The organism is Cellulophaga sp. F20128 (assembly GCF_023015805.1).
In the GTDB taxonomy this organism is placed as follows: domain Bacteria; phylum Bacteroidota; class Bacteroidia; order Flavobacteriales; family Flavobacteriaceae; genus Cellulophaga.
Window position 1 is genome coordinate 111,600 of sequence record NZ_JALKBA010000008.1, and the last position, 23,344, is coordinate 134,943.

Consider the following 23,344-nt stretch of genomic DNA (forward strand, 5'->3'; position numbering starts at 1 on the left):
CTTTTATATTTTGCACAACAATTTTTAAATATATATGGAAGAAAATACTACAGTAGATATTAGCGCAGTGAATGAGAAGATTGCCAAAGAAAGTGCTTTTATCGATCTACTAATGTTAGAGATGAACAAGGTTATTGTAGGTCAAAGACATATGGTAGAACGCTTGTTAATTGGTTTATTAGGTCAAGGACATATCTTGTTAGAAGGGGTTCCTGGTTTGGCAAAAACATTAGCAATAAACACTTTGGCCAAGGCAGTTCAAGGCAAATTTAGCAGAATACAGTTTACACCAGATCTTTTGCCTGCAGATGTGGTAGGTACAATGATTTTTAATATGAAAGAGAATGATTTCTCTATTAAAAAAGGACCAATTTTCGCCAATTTCGTTTTGGCTGATGAGATCAATAGGGCGCCAGCAAAGGTTCAATCTGCCTTGTTAGAAGCTATGCAGGAAAAACAAGTGACCATTGGGGATACAACTTTTATTTTAGAAAAGCCTTTTCTGGTAATGGCCACCCAAAACCCAGTGGAGCAAGAAGGTACTTATCCACTGCCCGAAGCACAAGTTGACCGTTTTATGTTAAAAACAGTAATTGATTATCCTAAGTTTAATGAGGAGCAATTAATTATGCGACAAAACTTAAAAGGGGCGTATGACGAGGTGAAACCCGTTGTAAGTGTACAGCAAATCATTGATGCTCAAAAAGCAGTAAGGGATGTGTATATGGATGAAAAGATTGAGAAATACATCTTGGATTTAATATTTGCCACACGATACCCTGAAAAGTACAACCTAGAAAAATTAAAACCACTAATAAGCTTTGGAGCTTCTCCTCGTGGAAGTATTAATCTTGCCACAGCAGCCAAATGTTATGCTTTTATAAAACGAAGAGGATATGTTATTCCTGAAGATGTAAGGGCAGTTGTACATGATGTTCTTAGACATAGAATAGGAATTACCTACGAAGCTGAAGCTGAAAACATAACTTCGGAAGACATCATTAATAAGATCGTAAACGAAGTTGAAGTGCCTTAAATCAGTCGTTAATAATTAGTCCCAGTTGTCAGTTTACCAAAAAAACTGTGCCTGAATACGTATTAATGCAAGCTGAAAAATGGATACCAAGGAATTACTTAAAAAAGTTCGTAAAATTGAGATAAAGACGAGACGTCTTTCCGACCATATATTTGGTGGGGAATACCACTCTACCTTTAAAGGAAGGGGTATGACGTTTAGTGAAGTACGTCAATACCAATTTGGTGATGATGTGCGCGCCATAGATTGGAATGTTACAGCCCGCTACAACGAACCCTATATTAAGGTTTTTGAAGAAGAAAGAGAGCTTACCATGATGCTTATGGTGGATGTGAGTGGCTCCGAACATTTTGGAACTACCAATCAATTTAAGAACGAAATTATAACTGAGATTTCTGCGACATTAGCATTTTCTGCCTTACAGAATAATGATAAGGTGGGTTTAATTTTATTTTCTGATGAAGTAGAACTTTTTATTCCACCAAAAAAAGGAAAAAGTCACGCTCTACGTATTATCAGGGAGCTTTTAGAATTTAAACCGAAAAGCACAAAGACCAATTTATCTGAAGCGTTAAAGTATTTAACAAACGTGATGAAAAAGAAAGCTATTGTTTTTGTGCTTTCAGATTTTATTACAGAAGATTACTTACAAACATTGCGTATCACTGGAAAAAAACATGACCTTACAGGCATCCGGGTTTTTGATGAACGTGAAGAAAGCATTCCAAACATAGGAATGGTACAAATGCAAGACGCCGAAACCGGGGCTTTAAAATTGGTAAATACGCAATCTAAGTCAGTACGTAAGGCCTACAGCAAATACTACCATGAAAAGGTGGCTTATTTTACAGAAACCTTTACCAAATCTGGTTGTGGTGTGCTCAGTTGTAGGGTAGATGAAAGCTACGTAAAAAAACTATTAGGTTATTTTAAGCGAAGAGGATAATGATCGTAAAATTTAAAAAATTACAACGTATAAAAAACCTATCGTTTTACAAACGATACGCTTTCCTATTCTTTATTTTCTGCTCCATTTTTGGTTATTCTCAAACGACACCAAAGGTTACAGCGAATATTGATACAACCGCTATCCGAATCGGGGAACAAATAAATTATACTATTCTTGTAGAAGCCGATTCTACCGCACAGGTAATCTTCCCTGAAGACCAAACCTTTTCTCCTTTAGAAATGGTAGAAGCCTTAAAAATAGACACTTCTAAATATCAAAATAGAATTACCCTTCAACGCACTTATGCCTTAACTCAGTTCGATTCTGGGGCCTATACCATTCCACAACAACGCTTGGACATCAACGGATTGGCATTTTTTACAGACTCAATAAAGGTAAATGTAGGAACGGTTGCAGTAGATACATTTGCCCAAAAAATGTACGATATAAAACCCTTAATTGCTGTAGACAAAAGTACCGATCTACCATGGTTAAAAATAGGGTTAATCTTAGGGGGAATTCTACTTTTGGCTGGACTCATCTATTGGTTTGTGTTGCGTAAAAAACCATTAACTGAAGAAGAAAAAATTGCACTTTTACCGCCTTATGATCGGGCATTATTAGAGTTGAAAAAATTAGAAAATTCCAAATACATCATTCAAGACGAATACAAGGAGTATTATTCCGAATTAACGACCATTGTTCGGTTGTATTTGGAGGAGGATGCACATGTTTCTGCGCTAGAAAGTACTACAGACCAACTTATCGATAAATTAGAACTGCTCAAAGATGCTGGGGAGTTAAAACTAGATGACGAAACTATTCTACAGTTTAAAAAGGTTTTACAAACAGCCGATTTAGTAAAATTCGCAAAGAAAAAACCAGAAACATCTGTGGCAGAGCAAGATAGAGCTCTTATTGAACAAATAGTTGTAAAAACCCATGATGCCCTACCAGAACCTACGGAAGAAGAATTGTTAGAAAATGAAGAATATCTAGAGGCATTGGCACTCAAAAAAGAAAAGAAAAAATGGATAATAGCCACAGTGATATTTTTTGGCGCAATCCTTATAAGTACAGCTGCAGCCATTGCTTACTATGGTTTAGCAACGGTAAAGGATACTGTTTTTGGTCATCCTACTAAAGAGTTATTAGAAGAAGAATGGGTTTCTAGCACCTATGGATATCCACCCATTACTTTAGAAACACCTCAAGTGCTACTCAGGCAGCAAATTACGCTTCCGCCAGAAGCTAAAGAAAGTATTAAGGAGTTGCAAATGTTTGCCTATCGCAGTGGTATGGGTTTATTTACGGTTAGTGTATCGGCGACCACTTTTGCAAATCCAGAAACAGAACCAGATTTTAATCAGGTCACAGATCAAATGCTAAAAAGTTTTGAAGCCAATGGCGCCAAAAACATTACTACAAAACAAGAAGATTTTACAACCCTTACTGGTACTAAGGGGTTAAAAACTTATGGCACAGGAAAGTTTGCTGTTCCAAATTCTAAAGAATTAGTGAATGGCAAGTATGCTATTATTAGTTTTGGTGGCAAAGGCTTTCAACAACAAGTATTGGTTTCTTGGCTGGCAGAAGATGTATATGCAGAACAAATTGTAGCCCGTATTTTTAATTCAATTGAAGTTAAAACAGAATAAATGTTAGAGAATATAACCTTTGCAAATCCTCAGTTTTTTTGGCTTTTGGCGCTTCTGCCACTGGCTATGCTATGGTATTTCTTTAAAAATAAACAAGAAACGGCAGTTTTAAAAATTTCTAACATTAACGGTTTTACAGCCTCTAGTTTACTACCCAAGTTAAAACCATTACTATTTGTATTGCGTTTAACGGCCTTGGGTGTTATAATAACAGCAATGGCACGGCCACAAACCAAAGATGTATCAACCAAAACAAAAACAACCAAAGGGATAGATATTGTAATGGCCATAGATGTATCTTCTAGTATGTTGGCACGGGATTTAAAACCCGATAGATTGTCTGCGCTAAAGAAAGTTGCAGCAGATTTTATTAAAAAGAGACCTAATGATAGAATTGGACTAGTAGCTTATGCTGGTGAAAGTTATACCAAAACACCAATTACGAGTGACAAATCTATTGTGCTAGCCTCCTTAAGAGATATAACCTACGGACAGTTAACTGATGGTACTGCCATTGGTATGGGTTTAGCAACTGCAGTTAACCGTTTAAAAGAAAGCACCTCTAAAAGTAAAATCATCATCTTGTTAACAGACGGTGTAAACAACGCTGGCTTTATAGAACCTAAAACGGCCGCAGATTTAGCTGTAGAATACAATATAAAAACCTATACTATTGGTATAGGTACAAATGGCAATGCTTTATCTCCCGTATCCTATAATCCGGATGGCTCTTTTAGATATGGAATGCAAAAGGTAGAGATTGATGAAAAATTATTAGAAGAAATTGCCGAGGTTTCTGGTGGAAAATATTTTAGAGCCACGGATAATGAAAAGCTTGAAGCAATCTATGATGAAATTAACAAGCTTGAAAAAACAGAAATAGAGGAGTTTAAATACACCAATTACGAAGAAAAATTTAGACCCTTAATTCTTTTAGCAGGAATATTGTTATTACTAGAATGGTTGGTTCGCAATACATTATTTAGGAGTTTTATCTAAATTAAGAAAGACAAAATGATTCAAATAGACGAAAAAATATATTTTTATTTACTATTCATCATTCCAGTGATGGTAGTGATTTTTATATTGCTTCAAATTTGGAAAAAAAGTGCACAAAAGAAGTTTGCAGATTTGCCACTGTTGAAGCGTTTAACACCAACGAAGTCAATTTTTAAATCGACCTTAAAATTAATTGTAGTTCTTTTAGGTCTTACGCTCTTAATTATAGGCTTGGTCAATCCAAAAATTGGAACAAAATTAGAGACTGTAAAAAGAGAAGGTGTAGATATTGTATTTGCCGTAGACGTTTCTAAAAGTATGCTCGCAGAAGATATAGCACCCAACCGATTGGAAAAAGCAAAGCGTTTGGTTTCTGAAATTATCAACCAACTGGGTAGTGACCGTATCGGAATCATAGCATATGCAGGGCAAGCATACCCACAACTGCCCATTACAACAGATTACGGTGCTGCAAAAATGTTTTTACAAGGGATGAATACGGAAATGTTGTCTTCTCAAGGAACCGCCATAGACCAGGCAATAGACCTTGCTTCTACCTATTATGATGATGATGAACAAACCAACAGAGTGTTGTTCATTATTTCCGATGGGGAAGATCACTCAGAAGGATCCACATCCAATGCCGTAGAGAATGCAGTAGACCAAGGTATTATCATCTATACCATTGGTGTAGGTAAAGAAAAAGGCGCACCAATACCTATAAAGATAAATGGTGTGGTAGAAAGTCTAAAAAAAGACATACAAGGTGAAGTTGTTATTACCAAGCTCAATCAAAGTGTGCTTGAAAACATTGCGGAGGATGGTAATGGCGAATATATAGATGGCACCAATACGGATGATGCTGTATCTTATATTAAGGAGCAATTAAATAAAATGGATAAAACAGAGTTTGAAGCCAAGCAATTTGCAGAATATAAAGACCAATTTCAATGGTTTTTAGGCGGCGGATTGTTGCTACTGTTTTTAGATATTTTTATTTTAGAAAGGAAAACAAAATGGCTTCAAAAATTGAATTTATTTAACGAGAAAGAAGTAGAATAACATGAAAAAACTAATATACTTTGTTTTTTTAATAGGATGCTTTACTAATGCACAAGAGGCAGACGTTAAAGCGCAGAAAAAGGCATTAACAACATCTAAAAATCTCACTTGGGAAGGGAATAAAGAACTTTCTGAAGACAATTTTGTTCAAGCAGAGGCCAACTACCGTAAGGCCATTGCAAAAAGTGAAGAAAATACAGCGGCTCCTTTTAACTTAGGAAATGCCTATTATAACAACGAAACCTATAGTGAGGCATTTGGACGCTTTAAGCAAGCGGGAGAATTAGCCACTAGCAAGAAAGACAAACACAAAGCATATCACAATATGGGCAATGTGTTTATGAAAAATAAGGAGTATGAAAAAGCTGTGGAGGCATACAAACAAGCATTGCGAAACAACCCCTCAGACGAGGAAACAAGGTACAACCTGGCCTTGGCAATGGAGTTGCTAAAAAAACAACAAGACGAGGAAAAAAAGAACGATCAAAACAAGGATCAAGACAATAAGGAAGACCAAAAAGATCAAAATAAGGATCAAGAAAAAAACGAAGGAGACAATAAAGAAGACGACAAAGGCAAGGACGACGAGAAGAAAGACGGGGAAGACAAGAAAGACAAAGGAGACGAAGGGGATCAAAAGAATGAAGATGAAAAAGATGGAAAAGGAGATCAAGAAAAGGATAAAAAAGAACCCAATGACCAAGGAGACAAACCAGAAGAACAAAAACAGCCTAGACCCAACCAATTGTCGAAACAACAAATTAAAAATTTGTTAGAGGCTATGCAAAATGAAGAAAAGAAAGTTCAAGAAAAAATGGATGCCAAAAAAGTGAAAGGCGCCAAAGTAAAGAACGAGAAAGATTGGTAGTATACAATGAAAACTAAGCAATACATATTCTATTTTATATCCTTATTTTTTATTCTAGCTGCTTCGGCACAGGATAATGATCAGGTAGAATTTACTGTGAAACTCAGTAAAGATAAACTTGGCCTTAATGAAAGGCTGAAGGTAGAATTTAGTGCCAACAAAGATGGTGATAACTTTACGACACCTAATTTTAATGATTTTACCATTTTAATGGGGCCCTCAACATCAATAAGCAGGTCTTGGATAAACGGCAAACGTAAATTTTCATTAACCTACACCTATATCTTACAACCTAACAAACAAGGAAAATTAACGATTAACCAAGCAACAATTTCCATAGAGGGAAAAGTGTATAAATCCCAAGTTAAAACTGTAGATGTAACGGCTGCTGTTACCAACCCCAATGCCCCACCTTCTGCTAGTGATATTGCTTCTGAAAACTTGCATCTGGTTGCTGAAGTTTCTAAAGGGAATCCTTATTTAAACGAAGCCGTAACCGTAGTCTACAAATTGTATGTTAGTCCTGATATACAAGTTTCTGGTTTTCAGGCCATAGACAATCCAAAATACAATAATTTTTGGAGTCAAGACATGCCAGTTACCAAATACACCACTCAAGAAGGAACGTTTAATGGCAAATCCTACAGATATGTCATCTTAAAAAGAGTAGTGCTATACCCTCAGAAAACAGGAAGCCTTCCTTTAGAGCCCTTATCTTTAGATGTTCAGGTACAAGTACCCACACAAAGGCGCGACTTTTTTGGTGGAGCGGTTTATGCACAAACCAATCAAAGAGTTTCTGCAGGTAGTAAATCTATCGTAGTTAAAGCGCTACCGGAAGAAGGAAAACCCACTAGTTTCACAGGCGCTGTAGGAGATTTTAATTTCTTTGTTACTACAACTAAAACACATCTAAACGCATCAGAATCCTTACAGGCAAAGGTAGAAGTTAGCGGAAAAGGAAACCTGAAACTTTTTGAGCTTCCTCAACTTAATTTACCGAGTTCTTTAGAGGTATATGAGCCAGAACATGATGAGCAAATTAGCACAAACTATTCTGGTATGGAAGGCAAAGTAAGCGACAGTTATACCGTTGTCCCTGCCTATAGAGGAAAATATCCAGTGCCTAGTATATCCTTTAGTTATTTTAATCCAAAAACAGAAAAATACCATACGTTAAACTCACAAGAAGTTGTGATAAACGTCATAGAAGGCCCATCTAACAATGTTAGCAATACCGATATTACCGCCACAACAAAAAAAGCAGTAGAAACAAGTGGTAAACAATTTAGTTTTATTAAAACTAAAACCAATTTAACTGCTATAGGTAGTAATTATTTCTTTAAATCTACGGGGTATTACCTATGGTTACTATTGCCCCTTTTGCTCATTCCAATTGCGATTGTTTTCGGCAAAAAAAGAGAAGCTTTAGCAAGAGATGTAGTTGGCAATAAAGTTAAAAAAGCAAATCGATTAGCCCGAAAGTACTTATCTGCCGCTAAAAAAACCTTAGGGAAAAAAGAAGCTTTTTACATCGCTTTAGAAAAGGCGTTGCATAATTATTTAAAAGCGAAACTTAAGATTGAAACTTCAGAATTTAGTAAGGACAAAATTTTAATATTATTACAAGAAAAAGAAGTTGACACAAATACCGTGGAAGGATTTTTATCCCTCTTAAAGAATTGTGAAATGGCACGTTACAGTCCATTTTCCAATGTGCAAATGCAACAAGATTACACTAAGGCTGCTGAAGTAATATCACAAATGGATAAACAATTTTAACAAATGAGAAAAGCCCTATTTATACTTGTTTTGTTGATTTCATCTTTTGGATTTTCTCAAAACGAACCCTTATTTCAAAAAGCAACTACCGCTTATAATGATGGTAAATTTGATGATGCCATTACAGATTATTTAAAGATAATAGAAAATGGAAAACATTCTGCTGAGCTTTATTTTAATTTAGGAAATGCCTATTATAAACTAAACAAAGTAGCTCCTAGTATTTATTATTATGAAAAAGCACTCTTGTTAAATCCTAATGATTCAGAACTTAAGAACAATCTAGCTTATGCCAAAAACATGACGCTAGATGCTATAGAAGATCTTCCAGAAACAAGTTTTAAAAGTTTATACAAAAAGGTTACTGCCTATTATACTTTTGACCAATGGGCTTATATCAATGTAGCCTTAATGCTCTTATTTGTAATTACATATATCTCATTTCGCAACTTTCACTCTGCAACCAAAAAAAGAATTGCCTTTATTGTTAGTTTAGGTTGTTTGTTTTTATCCCTACTTGCAATGACAGCTGCTTATTTAAATTATTCCGATTTTAAACAAGATAAGCCTGCCATTGTTTTTGAAGAAGAATCTGTTGTACAAGCAGAACCCAACAACAGAAGTCAAGAAGTATTTAGACTACATGAGGGTACAAAAGTGCAAGTATTAGACAGCTTAAATGACCGGTATAAAATTAAATTAGCAGACGGTAAAAGTGGATGGATATCGGCTAATGCCATTAAATTAATTAAAAATTAACTAGCTGGCTGCATTAAATTAATAAGACTATCCATTATATTTGTACAAATTACCCAATTCAAAGAATGAAAATATTTTTTGCACTACTTTTTACATTAGCTCTTTCTGCTACGTTTACAGTACCTGCCATTGCTCTATTATTAGACGATGAAAAGGTGTTAAACATAGGAAATGTACTAGAGGAAGAAGAAAAAGAAGTAAAATTAAGAGGTGAGGTGCAAAAGTTTATTTCTAAATACTCTTATTTTTTAACCTATACAGGAATAAAAATAGCAAAGAGTTTTACTTTTAGTCCAGATATTGCACCCAACAGTATTTATATGGACGTGTTTTTACCTCCTCCTAAACATACCTTGGCTTCTTAAAGCTTAGTTTTCATCATCCTTCAATTTTAAAATTGAACTTTTTTATCAAAAAAATAAATTTAAGTATGTACTTGTATTTTTTGGTGCTCATTTTTGTTGAAATGATGCACATTAACCACCATACGTATATACTTAAATAATAGATAAACCCAACAAGCACCGCTTTAAAACAAAATATTATGATCTTAAAAAACGTTTTTAAAAATAATGAAAAGTGGATTCAAAACAAACTTTCCACCAATGCTAATTTCTTTAAAGAAATGGGTGAAGGTCAAAATCCAGAATTATTATATATTGGTTGCTCAGACAGTCGTGTAACCGCAGAAGATTTAATGGGACTTGGCCCTGGTGAAGTTTTTGTTCACCGAAACATAGCCAATATGGTTATTGGAACCGATTTAAATGCCATGTCTGTAGTGAATTATGCGGTACAGCACCTAAAAGTTAAACATATTGTAGTTTGCGGTCACTATTCTTGTGGCGGTGTAAAAGCTGCGATGCAATCTGCAGATTTAGGAATATTAAACCCTTGGTTAAGAAATATCCGGGATGTCTATAGAATTCACAATGATGAATTAAATAACATACAGGATGAGAATTCAAAATACGACAGATTGGTTGAATTAAATGTTCAAGAACAATGTATTAATTTAATTAAAACAGCCGACGTACAAAAGGCTTTTAGAGACCGTGGACTTAAAGTGCATGGTTGGGTCTTTGACATACACACAGGTAAACTGATTGATCTAAAAATAGATTTTGAGGGCATCCTTGATAATATTATGGAAATTTACCATCTAGATTAGGTCTTAAGAACCTCTTTCTAATTTACTTAAAAAAGTAGTTCTTAATTAACGACTTTATTTTTTTAATCACTTTAAAATTACTTATTTATGAAAAATATTTTTACTAATGTTAAAGGCGATGTCTTTGGCGGTATTACTGCTGGAATTGTGGCTCTCCCCTTAGCATTAGCTTTTGGAGTTAGTTCTGGCCTAGGTCCTGCTGCAGGGCTTTATGGCGCTATTTTTATTAGTTTTTTCGCAGCCATTTTCGGGGGAACCAACACACAAATATCTGGCCCTACAGCACCAATGACTGCCGTAAGTATGGTTGTAATAGCTGGTATTGTTGCTGTTCATGATGGTAATATTGAAAAAGCATTACCTTATATTTTATCCGTTTTTCTTTTGGCCGGAATTATGCAAGTAGGTCTTGGACTTTTGGGCATGGGAAAGTACATAAAATACATACCTTACCCCGTAGTTTCTGGTTTTATGACAGCCATTGGAGTCATTATTTTGATAACACAAATATTACCAGCCTTAGGCTATTATCCAAAAGAGGATACGGGGCTCGTAAATCAATTTAAACCCGAAGCAGAAGAAATTATACTTCAAAATATTCTTAAAGAAGAAGCTGGAGAAGGTATTTTGGTTTTAGAAGATTTTCAAGAAACCATTAAGAGAGCCAATGCCATTTCAGAAGATGATATGATGAAAGAAGCTAAAACTTTAGCTGCTAAAGAAGCTTCTGGCGTTTTAGGAGCAATTAAAGTTTTGCCAATGGCATTGGAAAACATAAAATGGCTTGAAGTCATTCTGGCTTTTGCAACGATTTTTATCATTTATGGGTTTAAACGAATAACCACAGTAGTACCAAGCACCTTAGTAGCACTTCTCGTGGTCTCTGGAGTTGCCTATGGCTTTGGTTTAGATTACAGACCTATTGAAGAAATTCCCGGAGGAATTCCTGTTCCTAACCTAGAAATATTTACAAATTTTAGTGTAACTGCAATAACCCCCTACATATTTACTGCACTAACATTGGCCCTGCTTGGAGCTATAGATTCTTTGTTAACGTCCGTGGTGGCAGACAATATGACTAAGACCAAACACAACCCTAATAAAGAATTAGTTGGACAAGGTATTGGCAATAGTATTGCTGCTTTCTTTGGAGGAATACCAGGAGCTGGTGCAACCATCCGAACTGTGGTAAATATTAACTCTGGCGGAAAAACTAAACTATCTGGTATGGTAGCTGGTTTAATGCTACTGGTAGTTCTGTTGGCTCTTGGCCCAATAGCTTCACAAATTCCAGCTGCTGTTTTAGCAGGTATACTAATAACTGTTGGTATCGGAGTTATGGATTACAAAGGCTTAAAAGCGATACCTAGTTTACCGCGCGACTTTAAAATTGGACCTTTTAAAATAAGTTCTGAAGTTGTAATTATGCTCGTAGTTATGGTACTTTCTTCTATTTGGAATCTTGTTTATGCCGTTGGAATTGGACTAATAATTTCGTCTCTTATGTTTATGAAAAAAATAGGTGACTTAACCGCAGGTCGATCTGATGTTAAATCCTTACTCAAAGAAAAAGCTTGGACAGATGAAGCCAATTTTCCTACAAAATTAAAAGAAGAAGTTTTTATTAAACACATTAAAGGTCCGTTATTCTTTGGGTCTACAAGTGATTTTCAACAACTTGCAAAACAGATCCCTGATACCGCTTCTACTGTAATTATTAGAATGGGAAGAATGCAATACATGGATCAATCCGGTTTGTATGCGATGGAAGATGTTTTGGTAGATCTTAAAAAGAACAATATAAATGTACTTTTTGTTGGTCTTTTAAAGCAACCTGCTTATATGATGGAACGTATTGATATTATTCCAGATTTAATACCAAAAGAACACATATTTGGTACTTTTGATGCAGCTGTTGCATGGGTAAAAGAAAATGTAAAAGACGTTAGCGAGTTATAGTAGTCGCAGTAAAAGATTAATTAATACAATCCAATACGGGGAATAATTGCTAAATTTGCCCCGTATTGGATTTTTTGTATGTTATGATAGACGAAATAAAAAAACAGATTGCCGAAGTTGCTGAGTTTACAGCTACCGATATTGAAGCAATAGAAAGTTTTAGAATTAAATATTTAGGTAAAAAAGGATTATTAAATGATTTTTTTACTGAATTTAAAAATGTTCCTAATGAACAAAAAAAGGAATTTGGACAATCCATAAATCAGCTAAAACAAGCGGCAACAGACAAAGTGAATACCTTAAAAGGTTCTTTGGGTAGTGCAACTGCCAGTGATTCTATTTACGGTGATTTAACGCGTCCAGGCCAATCGTTATCCTTAGGAGCTAGACATCCCATATCCATTGTAAAAAATCAAATTATAGATATATTTTCACGCATCGGTTTTAATGTATCCGAAGGCCCAGAAATTGAAGATGATTGGCATAATTTTACAGCTTTAAATTTACCAGAGCACCACCCTGCCAGAGATATGCAAGACACCTTTTTTGTACAAACAAATCCGGACGTTTTATTGCGAACCCATACCTCTTCTGTTCAGGTGCGCTATATGGAAAACAATAAGCCGCCTATACGCACCATTTCTCCAGGTCGTGTTTATAGAAACGAGGCAATATCTGCTCGTTCACATTGCTTTTTTCATCAAATTGAAGGATTGTATATAGACAAAGACGTTTCTTTTGCTGATTTAAAGCAAACCCTTCAATTCTTTACAACTGAATTGTTCGGGAAATCTAAAATTCGCTTACGCCCTTCTTACTTTCCGTTTACGGAACCTAGTGCCGAAGTAGATGTTTATTGGGGTTTAGAAACAGAATCTGATTATAAAATCACCAAAGGTACCGGTTGGTTAGAAATTGGTGGTTGTGGAATGGTAGATCCTAATGTACTTACAAATTGTGGTATTGACCCAGAAATATATTCCGGGTTTGCCTTTGGTGTTGGTATAGACCGTATTGCTATGTTATTGCATCAGATCACCGATATTCGTTTGTTAAGTGAAAATGATGTTCGTTTTTTAGAACAATTTAAAAGTGCTTTTTAAAAGAAGCCAAAGTAGGCTGTAACCCCATGAAGAAAGATATTGAAATCCCGATTGTAAAGGACGTAGCCATAGCTCTGGCACAGGAATGGGATGAAACATTTTCAGGAAAGGACTGGAACGCTTATATTATAAATCATAAAACTACCGCCATAGATATGGTCCTTGTTGTATCTAAAGGCTATGATGACGACAGAAAAACGTCTACTATGCGGCACAGTCTTGGTACATTAGCGGCTAAATCATGTGCTAAAATAGAATTGGTTCCAGATGATGTACTGCAGTTAAACAATGTATTTTATGTGACCTTTTTTGCAGGCGACAAACTCTATGAGAAAAATTATATTTTTAAAAAGAACAGCGTTTTAGAAAATAACATGACTTTCATTCCTATACTAGAGAAAGAAGGCATTTTAGTGGAATAAATCAAGTATCTTAGGACAAATCAACGGGTATTAATTACCTATAATTTTTAAATTATTAGACAAAGGTTTGGGGAAATAAGCCCTCCATGTGAGAATCCTTAATCTTTTTTATACATTCGCATTTTTTAAATTGATGTTTACCACTTATGAGCAAGACTACAACACCTAAGGAATTAAAAATTATTGGAGGAGAAGAATGGTGCGTTTTTGAAGAATTGGGAATCCCAGCCATAAAAGCCAGAGTAGATTCTGGTGCCAAAACATCATCAATACAAGCAAACAATGCCAAAGTATATAACAAAGGGGGCGAAGAGTGGGTTGCTTTTGAAGTAAATCCATTGCAGGACAATCGCAATGTTACCATTGTATGTGAAGCCAAATTAATTGACCGCAGAACGGTAAAGAGTTCCTTGGGTATTTCGGAAGAACGATTGGTTGTTAGTACGACCATGACATTAGGGAACGACAAATATAAGGTTGAGCTAACCCTAGCCAATAGGGATACTATGGAATTTCGCATGTTGTTAGGGCGCGAGGCTTTAAACAAACGTTATATCGTGAACCCTGCAGAAAGTTACATCATTAAAAATTTTTCGGACCTAGAAATAAATAAAAAATACGCAACACAGTTGGTAGAAAAATCTGGATTACGAATTGCTTTATTAGCTAGCAATCCAGAATTATATAGCAATAAAAGAATTATAGAAGCAGGGGAAGCAAAAGGTCATGAAGTGGTTTTTTTAAATGTTGAAAATGCCTATATGAAATTAGATGCTGTCTCTCCAGAAATACGATATAGGGGCGGTAATGTCTTAAATAAATTTGATGCGGTTATTCCAAGAATTAAACCTTCTGTTACCTTTTATGGTTGTGCCTTAATTCGGCAATTTGCCAATCTTGGAGTGTACTGTTTAAATACAGCTGAGGCAATAACACAGTCTAGAGATAAATTATTTGCATCACAATTATTCTCCAAAAACGACATCAATATTCCTATTACAGGTTTTGCAAAATCACCTATGGACACCAAGGACCTTATCAGAATGGTTAATGGGGCGCCTTTAATTATTAAATTATTAGAAAGTACACAGGGTAAGGGTGTTGTATTAGCAGAAACCACCAAGGCCGCTGAAAGTGTTATAAACGCTTTTAAAAGTGTGCAAACCAATATCTTGGTGCAAGAGTTTATTAAAGAGGCAAACGGACAAGACATCCGTTGTTTTGTGGTTAATGGTAAAGTTGTTGCCTCCATTCAGCGCCAAGCACAAAAAGGCGAATTTAGAGCCAACATTCACCAAGGTGGGGTAGCATCCTTAATAAAAATTACTGCTGAAGAACGAAAATTGGCTGTAAAAGCTGCTAAAATATTAAACCTTGCTGTTGCTGGGGTAGATATCATTCGTTCTAACAAAGGGCCATTGTTATTAGAAGTAAATTCTTCTCCCGGCTTAGAAGGGATAGAAAACGCAACCGGATTAGATATTGCCAATGTAATGATACGCGCTATTGAAAAGAAGCTAAATTACGCTACTAAATAATCCCTAGCGCAACGGATTCTTCTTGGCTGCCCTATTTACCTTAGGATTACTTTTACCAAACTATCTGCTATTAAAATAGGAGGGTTCTCTTTATTTCCAGTCCTTATATGGATTTTTACTTAATTGTGAATTGTAATATTTTACCACTCCGGTTACTTCGTCTCCCAACCAATCAGGTTTCTTAAAATGTTCATTTTCGGTCTGTAATTCTACTTCTGCTACAATTAGGCCTTCATTATCTCCGTAAAACTCATCTACCTCAAAAATATGTTCCCCCACCGCTACATTATACCGTACTTTATCTATAACGCCTTGCTCACAAATTTTTAATAATTGTTCGGCTTCCGTTTGGGCAATTTCCTTTTCCCATTCAAAGCGAGAAGTCCCAGAGGTATTAGAAATTCCTTTTACCGTTAAATATCCAGTTTCACCTTTAATTCTAACCCTTACCGTACGTTCTGGATCTGTATTTAAAAAGCCTTGTACTATTCGTTTTTGTGTGCTTGCTTTTGCCCTGTAGGCATTGGTTTTTACCAAAAATTTACGCTCTATTTCTACCATTATTATCACTTACCAATTGTACAATTTCATCAGATTCAATTATTATTTTGTCATAATTATTATTTGCAAGCCACACCATAGCCTCTGCAATGGTTTTGGGGTGAATGGAGCGGTATTTTTTGAACCTTCCAACAAATAGAAAACGAAACAGGCGCATGAATACTTTTCCTATCCATTCTCCAATTCTTTTTTCTTCTCTTTTTCCAGCGATTAGAGAGGGTTGTAATATATGAAGTTTAGGTATTCTTTGTTCACTTACTTTTTGCTCCATTTCTCCTTTCACCTTGTTGTAAAACACAGAGCTACCCGCATTTGCTCCTAAGGCAGAAATTACAATAAAGGTATTGCAATGGTTTGCTTTACACAATTGGGCTGCGGCCACAGGAATACCGTAATCTATATTTTTGTACAACGCCTTATTGGGTGTTTTTGCCTTTGTTGTGCCAATACAACAAAAAACATCATTGGCTACAAATTTACTTTTATAATCTAGTAATTGTTGCATATCAATAATATGTTCCTCTAATTTTTTATGGCTTATACCACTACTAGATCTAGAAAATAAGAGCACTTTTGAATAGGATTTATGGGCTAATAGGCGTTGAAGTAAAATACCCCCAGTTAATCCGGTTGCTCCTAAAATTATTGCAGTTTTTTCGTTACTTTTCATCATCCTAAATATACCGTAAATTTGTGTATGGTTTCCGATTTCCCATTACGAAAAATCATTCATATAGATATGGATGCCTTTTATGCTTCCGTAGAGCAATTAGACAATCCTGAACTAAAGGGAAAACCTTTGGCTGTAGGTGGCGCCGAAAAAAGAGGTGTTGTATCCGCGGCAAGCTATGAGGCCCGTGTATTTGGCGTCCGTTCTGCCATGAGTGGTTATATGGCTAAACGCAATTGTCCAGAGTTAATTTTTGTTCCACCCAGGTTTGATCGGTACAAAGAGATCTCACAAAAAATAAGAGCCATTTTCTTTGAATATACGGACTTGGTAGAGCCTTTATCTTTAGACGAAGCTTATTTGGATGTCACCATTAACAAAAAAGGAAACCCTTCTGCAACCTTATTGGCAAAAGAAATACGACAGCGTATTTTTGATGAACTTGGACTTACCGCCTCTGCTGGAATATCTATCAACAAATTTATAGCAAAGATTGCAAGTGACTACAACAAGCCAAACGGACAGAAAACGGTAAACCCAGAAGAGATCATCTCTTTTTTGGAAGTATTGGAGATTCGAAAATTTTATGGCGTTGGTAAGGTAACAGCAGATAAAATGTATGCAGTTGGGATATTTACAGGGCATGATTTAAAACAAAAATCGCTCAAGTTTTTAGAAGCACATTTTGGTAAAAGTGGCGCGTACTACTACAATGTTGTAAGAGGTGTGCACCATAGCCCCGTAAAGCCAAACCGTATCCCCAAATCTGTGGGAGCAGAGCGTACTTTTAACGAAAATCTTAGCAGTGAAGTTTTTATGCTAGAACGCTTAGAGAATATTGCCATAGAACTAGAACGCAGATTAAAAAAAAGTAAAATTGCAGGAAAAACAATTACATTAAAAATTAAGTATAGCGACTTTACCCTGCAAACTCGCAGTAAAACCATTCACTATTTTGTTGCTTCCAAAGAGCTCATCTTAGAAACAGCCAAAGACTTATTATACCAAGAAAAACTAGAAAATTCTGTACGATTATTAGGTATTTCACTATCTAATTTAAACACAGAAGATAAAAAAAAGCCCCTGCAAAAAAGCGTGAGTGTACAACTAAAAATAGCCTTTTAATGGCCTGTAATTCTGCTGAAAGTTTAATTTATTTTAACAGTATTTCTTTATTAATCTATTAAATTTGTAGGTATAGTAGAATACTAATTTTAAAAACACAAAGAATGGCAACAATTAGATTGGGTGATGAAGCCCCAAATTTTACGGCAGATAGTTCTATTGGAACAATAAATTTATACGATTACTTAGGGGATAGTTGGGGAATACTTTTCTCACATCCTGCAGATTTTACACCAGTTTGTACTACAGAATTAGGAACTGCCGCTAAATTTAAAGATGAGTTTGACAAACGTAATGTAAAAATGATAGCACTGAGTGTTGACGGTGCGGAGTCTCATAGGGAATGGATCAAAGACATCAACGAGGTACAAAATACCACCGTTAATTTTCCGATAATTGCAGATGAAAATAAAAAGGTATCTACCTTGTATGATATGATTCATCCAAACGCAGATAGTAACCTTACAGTTCGTTCTGTGTTTATTATTGGCAATGACAAAAAGGTTAAATTAACACTAACATACCCTGCTTCTACAGGACGTAATTTCTACGAATTACTACGTGTTATTGATTCTTTACAACTAACAGCTTACCATAAGGTAGCAACGCCTGCCAATTGGAAAAGTGGTGATGATGTAGTGGTTAGTCCTGCTATTGCCACTAGCGACGCCAAAAAAATATTTTCGAAAGGTGTTACTGAAATTAAGCCTTACTTAAGGATGACCCCTGACCCAACAGCCTAAGTACTACACTAAAATATTGTATTGCTTTGGTTTCTACAATGCCAAAGCAATACAATATCTATTTCTTTATTCTATAGGTTATTTTTTTATTAGTAACCACTGTCTTCACTTTTACGGTTAAGATAGCCTGACTAGATACCACTACAGGACAAGAGGAAGTAGTACTAGAAACCAAAACTCTATACCTATAATCGTTTTGTGCTGTAGTTGCAGCATTTACGGTAAGATCCTCTGTTTGTGTACCTGAATAGGTTGCCCCATTGGTAATAGGACTAAAACTTAAACCGCCATTGGTACTCACTTGCCATTGAAAGCTATCTGCATTACTTGTTTCTACGGAAAACAAAGCGTTATCCCCATCAAAAACAGCGAGGTTTGTAGCTTGGGTATCTATTTCTGCCGCAGTATCAATAGTAGCTACAACTGCTGTTCTAGCACTTGCAGCACATCCATTATTTTCTGCCGCTACATAAAAGGTCGTTGTTGTGGCAATAGTCGGGGTTGTAAAATTAGTCCCACTACCCAGTACAGATCCACCACTTGTAGTTGCGTACCATCTTAGCTCTCCAATTGAAGCAGATGCACCCAAGACTACGCTTCCGGCACCACATCTAGAGGCGGGTACAGTACTTGTTATAACAGGGCTGGGTTCTATAGTTATACTCGTGGTTGCAGATATATTAAGAACAGGATCGCCTGGCATACCACCGTATTCTACCACATATCCTTTGGGCTCATAATTACCAGAGCCACCTCCGTTTGGCAAATCATTCCAGGAACCATTTGAATTTACGTTGGGGTGAGAAATATGCGCATAATCTTCATTCCCTGAATTGTTAGGCTCATTATTATTCCAAAAAGCATAGGTAAGTTCTGTGCCGGAAACTCCACCGCTCCAAAAGGAATCTCCTGCTTCTGGCCCTGACATCCATTTCCAATCTCCTTCATTTGCGGCATCACTAGCACCAATCCACCCTACACCTGTGGCTTGTGATCCTGAAAAATCAGCCTCCACCTGAGAGGTTAAGGTTGCCAAATAACCTTGTAACCCAAAATATGTTCTTGAGCTGGCCGCTGTATGGGCATCTGTCCAACTTATGCCTACATCTGATACATATTCATAATAATGGTCTGTTGCCGGTAAATAATTTGGGTCTCCTATTGTTATAGAAAAATCTTTGCTTCCAGACGGATTGGTTCCGCTGCTAGAATATTCTACTGCACTGATAGCTGCCTCAAAAGCGGTATAGGTAGCCGGCCCTGTTAAGGTTAATTTACCCTCAGAGGCACTCCAGTTAGCACTTATACTAGGGTGCGATCCTGTTAGGGTTAAAAGATCTTCTCCACTTACATAACCCGATGAAATTTGAATTGAAACCTCCGAGGCGGTGGTATCATCAGAATCAGTAATGCTTATGGTCTCTACTACGGGTATAGCGCTTCCAGGGCAATAAGATTGGTCGCCAGTGGCCGTGATCATGGGTGGTGCATTGCTCACCATAACTACCGTCTCTATTTTTAAATTATCGACAAAAGCGTAACCCTTATTTTTCAATTTTTTTTCCCCATCGTTTATAAATCTTACAGTGGTATTGGTTCCAATATAAGCGCTAATATCTTGGCTAAAAAAACCAGAGGACTCTCCTGTAAGAACCCATAGGGTTGTATAAGAACTTCCGTTTGAAGATATTTGAATGGTGATCTCACGTTTATCGTCTAATTCTTCAGTTTCCCAATTAAAAGACAAGGTTGCCGAGGTTGCCGCCGATATATCTGCACTTCTTTTAATACTCGTATTTACCTCTGTTTTATTGAAGGTTAAACGATTATCCTCAATATAAATCTCACCATCATCAGAATCACCATCATCATTGGTTTCTATCCAATTGGTAGACCAGTTCTCTGTGCCATTGTTCCTATCATAGCGGACCGAATTAAAATTATCGATATAGGTATCTTGACCATAGGAAAATGCCATAATAAAAAATAAAAATAAAACTATTTTAGCAGTATTGGAGTTCATCATAATATTCAGAATACTAACTTGTAAAAATATACAGCACAGTTGTAAAATTCTAATAATTGTTGTGTACGTCAAAAGAATAGCGGTGAAAACAAGAAATTGATAAAAAAGTAATGCAACTTTTTCAAAAATTGGATTGTGTACTAACCCACCAACCTTAGCAGTATCAAAATACCTAGCTTTAATTCGCTTTTTAGCCCGTTTAACAAAGGAATACTAACGCCATAGATTTGGTTTTTATTTCCTACATTAGAGGAACAAAAAACCAAATCTATTCATAATCAATAGTTTAAAAACTAATATAAAAATCAAGGGTATGTCTAATATGAGGAAATCACCAATAGCAATGCATCAAGAGGAGTTTCGAAAAATTGGCTACCAATTAATTGATGAAATTTCTAATTTTATGGGTACCATAGCCCAAAGAGCTGTTACCCCTAATGACAGTCCAAAGGATTTGCAACACCTATTGGGCGACCATTCCTTCCCAGAAAATGGCAAATCTGCTAGCGACCTACTTTCGAAAACAACCAATTTATTATTCAATCATTCCTTGCTTAACGGGCATCCTAAATTTTTAGGTTATATAACATCGTCGGCCGCTCCAATTGGAGGATTAGCCGATTTACTAGCGGCTTCTGTGAACCCAAATGTAGGCGCACACATTTTAAGTCCTATTGCTACTGAAATAGAAAAACAAACTGTACGCTGGTTATCCGAATTTATTGGCCTCACCCCAGACTATGGCGGTATCCTAGTAAGTGGCGGTAATATGGCGAATTTTACAGCTTTCTTAGCCGCAAGAACAGCCAAAGCACCCAAGAGCATTAAGGAAGATGGCATTCAAAATTCAACCCAAAAACTTACTGTTTACTGTTCTAAATCTACTCATACCTGGATAGAAAAAGCTACAGTATTATTTGGGCTAGGTACCAATTCTATTCGTTGGATACCAACGGATGCATCCAATAAAATGGATATCACAGTTTTAGAAGCTACCGTAAAGAAGGATATAGAAAACGCATGCATCCCGCTTATGGTAGTAGGTACTGCTGGCGACGTAAGTACTGGGGTTGTAGACAATTTAAAAGCGATATCTAGTATTTGCAAAACCTATAATTTATGGTTCCATATCGATGGCGCTTATGGGGCACCTGCCGCGATAATTCCAAAATTAAAACATATGTTTGACGGCCTTCACGAAGCAGATTCCATTGCCCTAGATCCTCACAAATGGTTGTATAGTCCGTTAGAAGCAGGATGTACCTTGGTAAAAAATCCCCAGTATTTAATAGACACCTATAGTTCACATCCAGAATATTATAACTTTAGCACCAATGAAGGCGATATTGCACAAAACTTTTACGAGTATGGATTTCAAAATTCTCGTGGTTTTAGAGCATTAAAAGTATGGTTAGGCCTACAACAGCTGGGTAGAAGTGGATATGAAAAATTAATTGGAGAAGATATTGAACTCTCTGAAATATTGTTTGAGATAGCTGACAAACACCCAGAATTAGAAGCAGTAACACAAAATTTAAGCATTACCACTTTTAGGTATGTGCCAATAACACATACTAAAAATAACACCTATCTCAATGCATTAAATGAAGAACTATTGAACACCTTACAAACTGGGGGTGAAGTCTTTTTATCTAACGCCATCGTAAATGAACGCTATTGTTTAAGGGCTTGTGTTGTGAATTTTAGAACCTCTAAAAAGGACATTATGGAAATTGTTGAAATTGTAGTAAGAGTAGGAAAAAAAGTGCATCTAAAACAATCCCAAGTGGCCACCACCAAGAATTTATAAATTCACTTTAGCCTAGCGCTACACTTAATTAAAACTTGATGAAAAAAATAGTACTATTTATCACACTTATAATTTTGGGCTTTTTATATGCTTTTCTACCGGCAGAGAATGATAAGGCCATTCAATTTATAAATTCCTTAGACAAGGAACAAAGAGCACAGGCCTTGTTTTCTATCGCGGATACCACAAAAAATACCTGGCATTTTATTCCGGGAGCAAGCTTCCCAAGGGCAGGTTTAAAACTCAGTGATTTAAATACCAAACAGAAAGAATTATTTTCAATATTACTCAAAGACAATCTTAGCGCAACGGGATATGATAAAGCCATACGCATTATTGCATTAGAAAATGTACTTGTAGAAATGGGAGGCGACCCTACATACCGCAATCCCGAAATATACTTTATTGCATTTTATGGAGACCCTGAAAAAGATAGTGTATGGGCATGGTCTTTTGAAGGCCATCATCTGTCTTTAAATTTCTCAAATGTTGCCAATAAAATATCCATTGCCCCTAGGTTTATGGGCGCCAATCCTGGCACTGTTGAAATAGGGAAGCACAAAGGGGAACGCGTTTTAAAAGAAGAAGAAGATATTGCCTTGGAATTAATCCAATCTTTTACTGACACCCAAAAAACAAAAGCCATATTTCAAGAAAAGGCCTTCCCAGAAATTGTAACTTCAAACGCCTCTGTTGTTAAACCATTACAAGAGGTTGGAATTGCTATAAGCGAATTAAATACCGCACAAAAGCGTCTTTTACAAGCCTTAATTGATGAATATCTATCCAGTATGCCTGTGCACTTAGCAAAGGAAAGAAGGGACAAGATAAAAAAAGAAAACTATGACGAAGTTAAATTTGGATGGGCTGGTTCTACAACTTTAAACAAGCCACATTATTACAGGGTTCAAGGAAAAGCGTTTCTGATTGAATTTGATAACACCCAAAACAATGCCAATCATATACACACCGTTTGGAGGGATTTTAACGGTGATTTTGGCCGAGATTTAATACAAGAACACTACAAAAACTCCCATAAACACAACGATTAATGAGAACCTTTAAACGTTAATTTTGAAAATAAACAGGTTTGCGGTTACACC

General features: G+C 36.1%; 21 protein-coding genes. 18 read left to right on the plus strand and 3 right to left on the minus strand.

The genetic code is table 11. The features are described from left to right. Window positions 1-34: 34 nt before the first annotated feature. From MWU65_RS09855 to rimK, 14 genes are all read left to right on the plus strand, one after another. On the plus strand, window positions 35-1,036 hold the full coding sequence (locus MWU65_RS09855) for a MoxR family ATPase (protein ID WP_247077469.1): 1,002 nt from the start codon (window positions 35-37) through the stop codon (window positions 1,034-1,036). A gap of 79 nt (window positions 1,037-1,115) precedes the next feature. Next, a complete protein-coding gene (locus MWU65_RS09860) occupies window positions 1,116-1,982 on the plus strand; it encodes a DUF58 domain-containing protein (protein ID WP_247077470.1) in 867 nt (288 codons plus the stop codon). Beyond that, window positions 1,982-3,643 carry a BatD family protein gene (locus MWU65_RS09865; protein WP_247077473.1) on the plus strand — a complete coding sequence of 554 codons (1,662 nt, stop codon included), beginning with the start codon at window positions 1,982-1,984 and terminating at the stop codon, window positions 3,641-3,643. The genes MWU65_RS09860 and MWU65_RS09865 overlap by 1 nt, the downstream gene beginning before the upstream one ends. Further along, complete coding sequence (locus tag MWU65_RS09870) at window positions 3,644-4,642, plus strand: VWA domain-containing protein (protein WP_247077475.1); 999 nt, start codon at window positions 3,644-3,646, stop codon at window positions 4,640-4,642. A 15-nt stretch (window positions 4,643-4,657) separates the two neighbouring features. Next, complete coding sequence (locus MWU65_RS09875) at window positions 4,658-5,704, plus strand: VWA domain-containing protein (RefSeq protein ID WP_247077478.1); 1,047 nt, start codon at window positions 4,658-4,660, stop codon at window positions 5,702-5,704. Between the two features lies 1 nt (window position 5,705). Beyond that, window positions 5,706-6,572: a tetratricopeptide repeat protein gene (locus tag MWU65_RS09880; RefSeq protein ID WP_247077481.1), complete on the plus strand. Its 867-nt coding sequence runs from the start codon at window positions 5,706-5,708 to the stop codon at window positions 6,570-6,572. Between the two features lie 6 nt (window positions 6,573-6,578). After that, a complete protein-coding gene (locus tag MWU65_RS09885; protein WP_247077485.1) occupies window positions 6,579-8,354 on the plus strand; it encodes a BatD family protein in 1,776 nt (591 codons plus the stop codon). A gap of 3 nt (window positions 8,355-8,357) precedes the next feature. Continuing rightward, window positions 8,358-9,113, plus strand: a complete 756-nt coding sequence (locus tag MWU65_RS09890; RefSeq protein ID WP_247077488.1) for a tetratricopeptide repeat protein — start codon at window positions 8,358-8,360, stop codon at window positions 9,111-9,113. Window positions 9,114-9,178: 65 nt separating this feature from the next. After that, window positions 9,179-9,478: a hypothetical protein gene (locus MWU65_RS09895; protein ID WP_247077490.1), complete on the plus strand. Its 300-nt coding sequence runs from the start codon at window positions 9,179-9,181 to the stop codon at window positions 9,476-9,478. A gap of 179 nt (window positions 9,479-9,657) precedes the next feature. Then, window positions 9,658-10,284 carry a carbonic anhydrase gene (locus MWU65_RS09900; protein WP_247077493.1) on the plus strand — a complete coding sequence of 209 codons (627 nt, stop codon included), beginning with the start codon at window positions 9,658-9,660 and terminating at the stop codon, window positions 10,282-10,284. Window positions 10,285-10,371: 87 nt separating this feature from the next. Continuing rightward, window positions 10,372-12,243 (plus strand): SulP family inorganic anion transporter, encoded by a 1,872-nt coding sequence (locus tag MWU65_RS09905; RefSeq protein ID WP_247077496.1) that lies wholly within the window; start codon window positions 10,372-10,374, stop codon window positions 12,241-12,243. A gap of 83 nt (window positions 12,244-12,326) precedes the next feature. Then, the gene (gene pheS / locus MWU65_RS09910; protein ID WP_247077498.1) at window positions 12,327-13,346 is read left to right on the plus strand and encodes a phenylalanine--tRNA ligase subunit alpha; all 1,020 of its coding nucleotides are present in this window, start codon (window positions 12,327-12,329) and stop codon (window positions 13,344-13,346) included. Window positions 13,347-13,372: 26 nt separating this feature from the next. Further along, window positions 13,373-13,768 (plus strand): hypothetical protein, encoded by a 396-nt coding sequence (locus MWU65_RS09915; RefSeq protein WP_247077500.1) that lies wholly within the window; start codon window positions 13,373-13,375, stop codon window positions 13,766-13,768. A 146-nt stretch (window positions 13,769-13,914) separates the two neighbouring features. Continuing rightward, on the plus strand, window positions 13,915-15,306 hold the full coding sequence (gene rimK / locus MWU65_RS09920; protein ID WP_247077503.1) for a 30S ribosomal protein S6--L-glutamate ligase: 1,392 nt from the start codon (window positions 13,915-13,917) through the stop codon (window positions 15,304-15,306). Window positions 15,307-15,396: 90 nt separating this feature from the next. Here rimK and MWU65_RS09925 read toward each other — a convergent pair whose 3' ends face one another. Further along, window positions 15,397-15,867, minus strand: a complete 471-nt coding sequence (locus tag MWU65_RS09925) for a CYTH domain-containing protein (protein ID WP_247077505.1) — start codon at window positions 15,865-15,867, stop codon at window positions 15,397-15,399. Beyond that, window positions 15,848-16,540 (minus strand): nucleoside-diphosphate sugar epimerase, encoded by a 693-nt coding sequence (locus MWU65_RS09930; protein WP_348646030.1) that lies wholly within the window; start codon window positions 16,538-16,540, stop codon window positions 15,848-15,850. Before MWU65_RS09930 ends, MWU65_RS09925 begins: the two co-directional genes overlap by 20 nt. 24 nt (window positions 16,541-16,564) lie before the next feature. On the opposite strand from MWU65_RS09930, the gene dinB reads away from it, so the two are divergent. Both dinB and MWU65_RS09940 read left to right on the plus strand, forming a co-directional pair. After that, the gene (dinB, locus tag MWU65_RS09935; protein ID WP_247077507.1) at window positions 16,565-17,662 is read left to right on the plus strand and encodes a DNA polymerase IV; all 1,098 of its coding nucleotides are present in this window, start codon (window positions 16,565-16,567) and stop codon (window positions 17,660-17,662) included. A gap of 104 nt (window positions 17,663-17,766) precedes the next feature. Further along, window positions 17,767-18,405: a peroxiredoxin gene (locus MWU65_RS09940; protein WP_247077510.1), complete on the plus strand. Its 639-nt coding sequence runs from the start codon at window positions 17,767-17,769 to the stop codon at window positions 18,403-18,405. Between the two features lie 58 nt (window positions 18,406-18,463). On the opposite strand, the gene MWU65_RS09945 is transcribed toward MWU65_RS09940, so the two are convergent. Next, window positions 18,464-20,383 (minus strand): lectin-like protein, encoded by a 1,920-nt coding sequence (locus MWU65_RS09945; protein ID WP_247077512.1) that lies wholly within the window; start codon window positions 20,381-20,383, stop codon window positions 18,464-18,466. Between the two features lie 361 nt (window positions 20,384-20,744). Between MWU65_RS09945 and MWU65_RS09950 the strand changes: the two genes are divergently transcribed. Together MWU65_RS09950 and MWU65_RS09955 are read left to right on the plus strand one after the other, a co-directional pair. Then, the gene (locus MWU65_RS09950) at window positions 20,745-22,241 is read left to right on the plus strand and encodes a pyridoxal-dependent decarboxylase (protein ID WP_247077515.1); all 1,497 of its coding nucleotides are present in this window, start codon (window positions 20,745-20,747) and stop codon (window positions 22,239-22,241) included. 38 nt (window positions 22,242-22,279) lie between these two features. After that, entirely contained in the window at window positions 22,280-23,293 is a 1,014-nt protein-coding gene (locus MWU65_RS09955; RefSeq protein WP_247077517.1) for a DUF3500 domain-containing protein, read from the plus strand. Window positions 23,294-23,344 lie beyond the last annotated feature (51 nt).

Excerpts from the sequence above, each read along its gene's own strand:
- MWU65_RS09855 (WP_247077469.1), top strand. The coding sequence starts at position 35 with ATGGAAGAAAATACTACAGTAGATATTAGCGCAGTGAATGAGAAGATT.
- MWU65_RS09860 (WP_247077470.1), top strand. The coding sequence starts at position 1,116 with ATGGATACCAAGGAATTACTTAAAAAAGTTCGTAAAATTGAGATAAAG.
- MWU65_RS09865 (WP_247077473.1), top strand. The coding sequence starts at position 1,982 with ATGATCGTAAAATTTAAAAAATTACAACGTATAAAAAACCTATCGTTT.
- MWU65_RS09870 (WP_247077475.1), top strand. The coding sequence starts at position 3,644 with ATGTTAGAGAATATAACCTTTGCAAATCCTCAGTTTTTTTGGCTTTTG.
- MWU65_RS09875 (WP_247077478.1), top strand. The coding sequence starts at position 4,658 with ATGATTCAAATAGACGAAAAAATATATTTTTATTTACTATTCATCATT.
- MWU65_RS09880 (WP_247077481.1), top strand. The coding sequence starts at position 5,706 with ATGAAAAAACTAATATACTTTGTTTTTTTAATAGGATGCTTTACTAAT.
- MWU65_RS09885 (WP_247077485.1), top strand. The coding sequence starts at position 6,579 with ATGAAAACTAAGCAATACATATTCTATTTTATATCCTTATTTTTTATT.
- MWU65_RS09890 (WP_247077488.1), top strand. The coding sequence starts at position 8,358 with ATGAGAAAAGCCCTATTTATACTTGTTTTGTTGATTTCATCTTTTGGA.
- MWU65_RS09895 (WP_247077490.1), top strand. The coding sequence starts at position 9,179 with ATGAAAATATTTTTTGCACTACTTTTTACATTAGCTCTTTCTGCTACG.
- MWU65_RS09900 (WP_247077493.1), top strand. The coding sequence starts at position 9,658 with ATGATCTTAAAAAACGTTTTTAAAAATAATGAAAAGTGGATTCAAAAC.
- MWU65_RS09905 (WP_247077496.1), top strand. The coding sequence starts at position 10,372 with ATGAAAAATATTTTTACTAATGTTAAAGGCGATGTCTTTGGCGGTATT.
- pheS (WP_247077498.1), top strand. The coding sequence starts at position 12,327 with ATGATAGACGAAATAAAAAAACAGATTGCCGAAGTTGCTGAGTTTACA.
- MWU65_RS09915 (WP_247077500.1), top strand. The coding sequence starts at position 13,373 with ATGAAGAAAGATATTGAAATCCCGATTGTAAAGGACGTAGCCATAGCT.
- rimK (WP_247077503.1), top strand. The coding sequence starts at position 13,915 with ATGAGCAAGACTACAACACCTAAGGAATTAAAAATTATTGGAGGAGAA.
- MWU65_RS09925 (WP_247077505.1), bottom strand. The coding sequence starts at position 15,867 with ATGGTAGAAATAGAGCGTAAATTTTTGGTAAAAACCAATGCCTACAGG.
- MWU65_RS09930 (WP_348646030.1), bottom strand. The coding sequence starts at position 16,540 with ATGATGAAAAGTAACGAAAAAACTGCAATAATTTTAGGAGCAACCGGA.
- dinB (WP_247077507.1), top strand. The coding sequence starts at position 16,565 with ATGGTTTCCGATTTCCCATTACGAAAAATCATTCATATAGATATGGAT.
- MWU65_RS09940 (WP_247077510.1), top strand. The coding sequence starts at position 17,767 with ATGGCAACAATTAGATTGGGTGATGAAGCCCCAAATTTTACGGCAGAT.
- MWU65_RS09945 (WP_247077512.1), bottom strand. The coding sequence starts at position 20,383 with ATGGCATTTTCCTATGGTCAAGATACCTATATCGATAATTTTAATTCG.
- MWU65_RS09950 (WP_247077515.1), top strand. The coding sequence starts at position 20,745 with ATGTCTAATATGAGGAAATCACCAATAGCAATGCATCAAGAGGAGTTT.
- MWU65_RS09955 (WP_247077517.1), top strand. The coding sequence starts at position 22,280 with ATGAAAAAAATAGTACTATTTATCACACTTATAATTTTGGGCTTTTTA.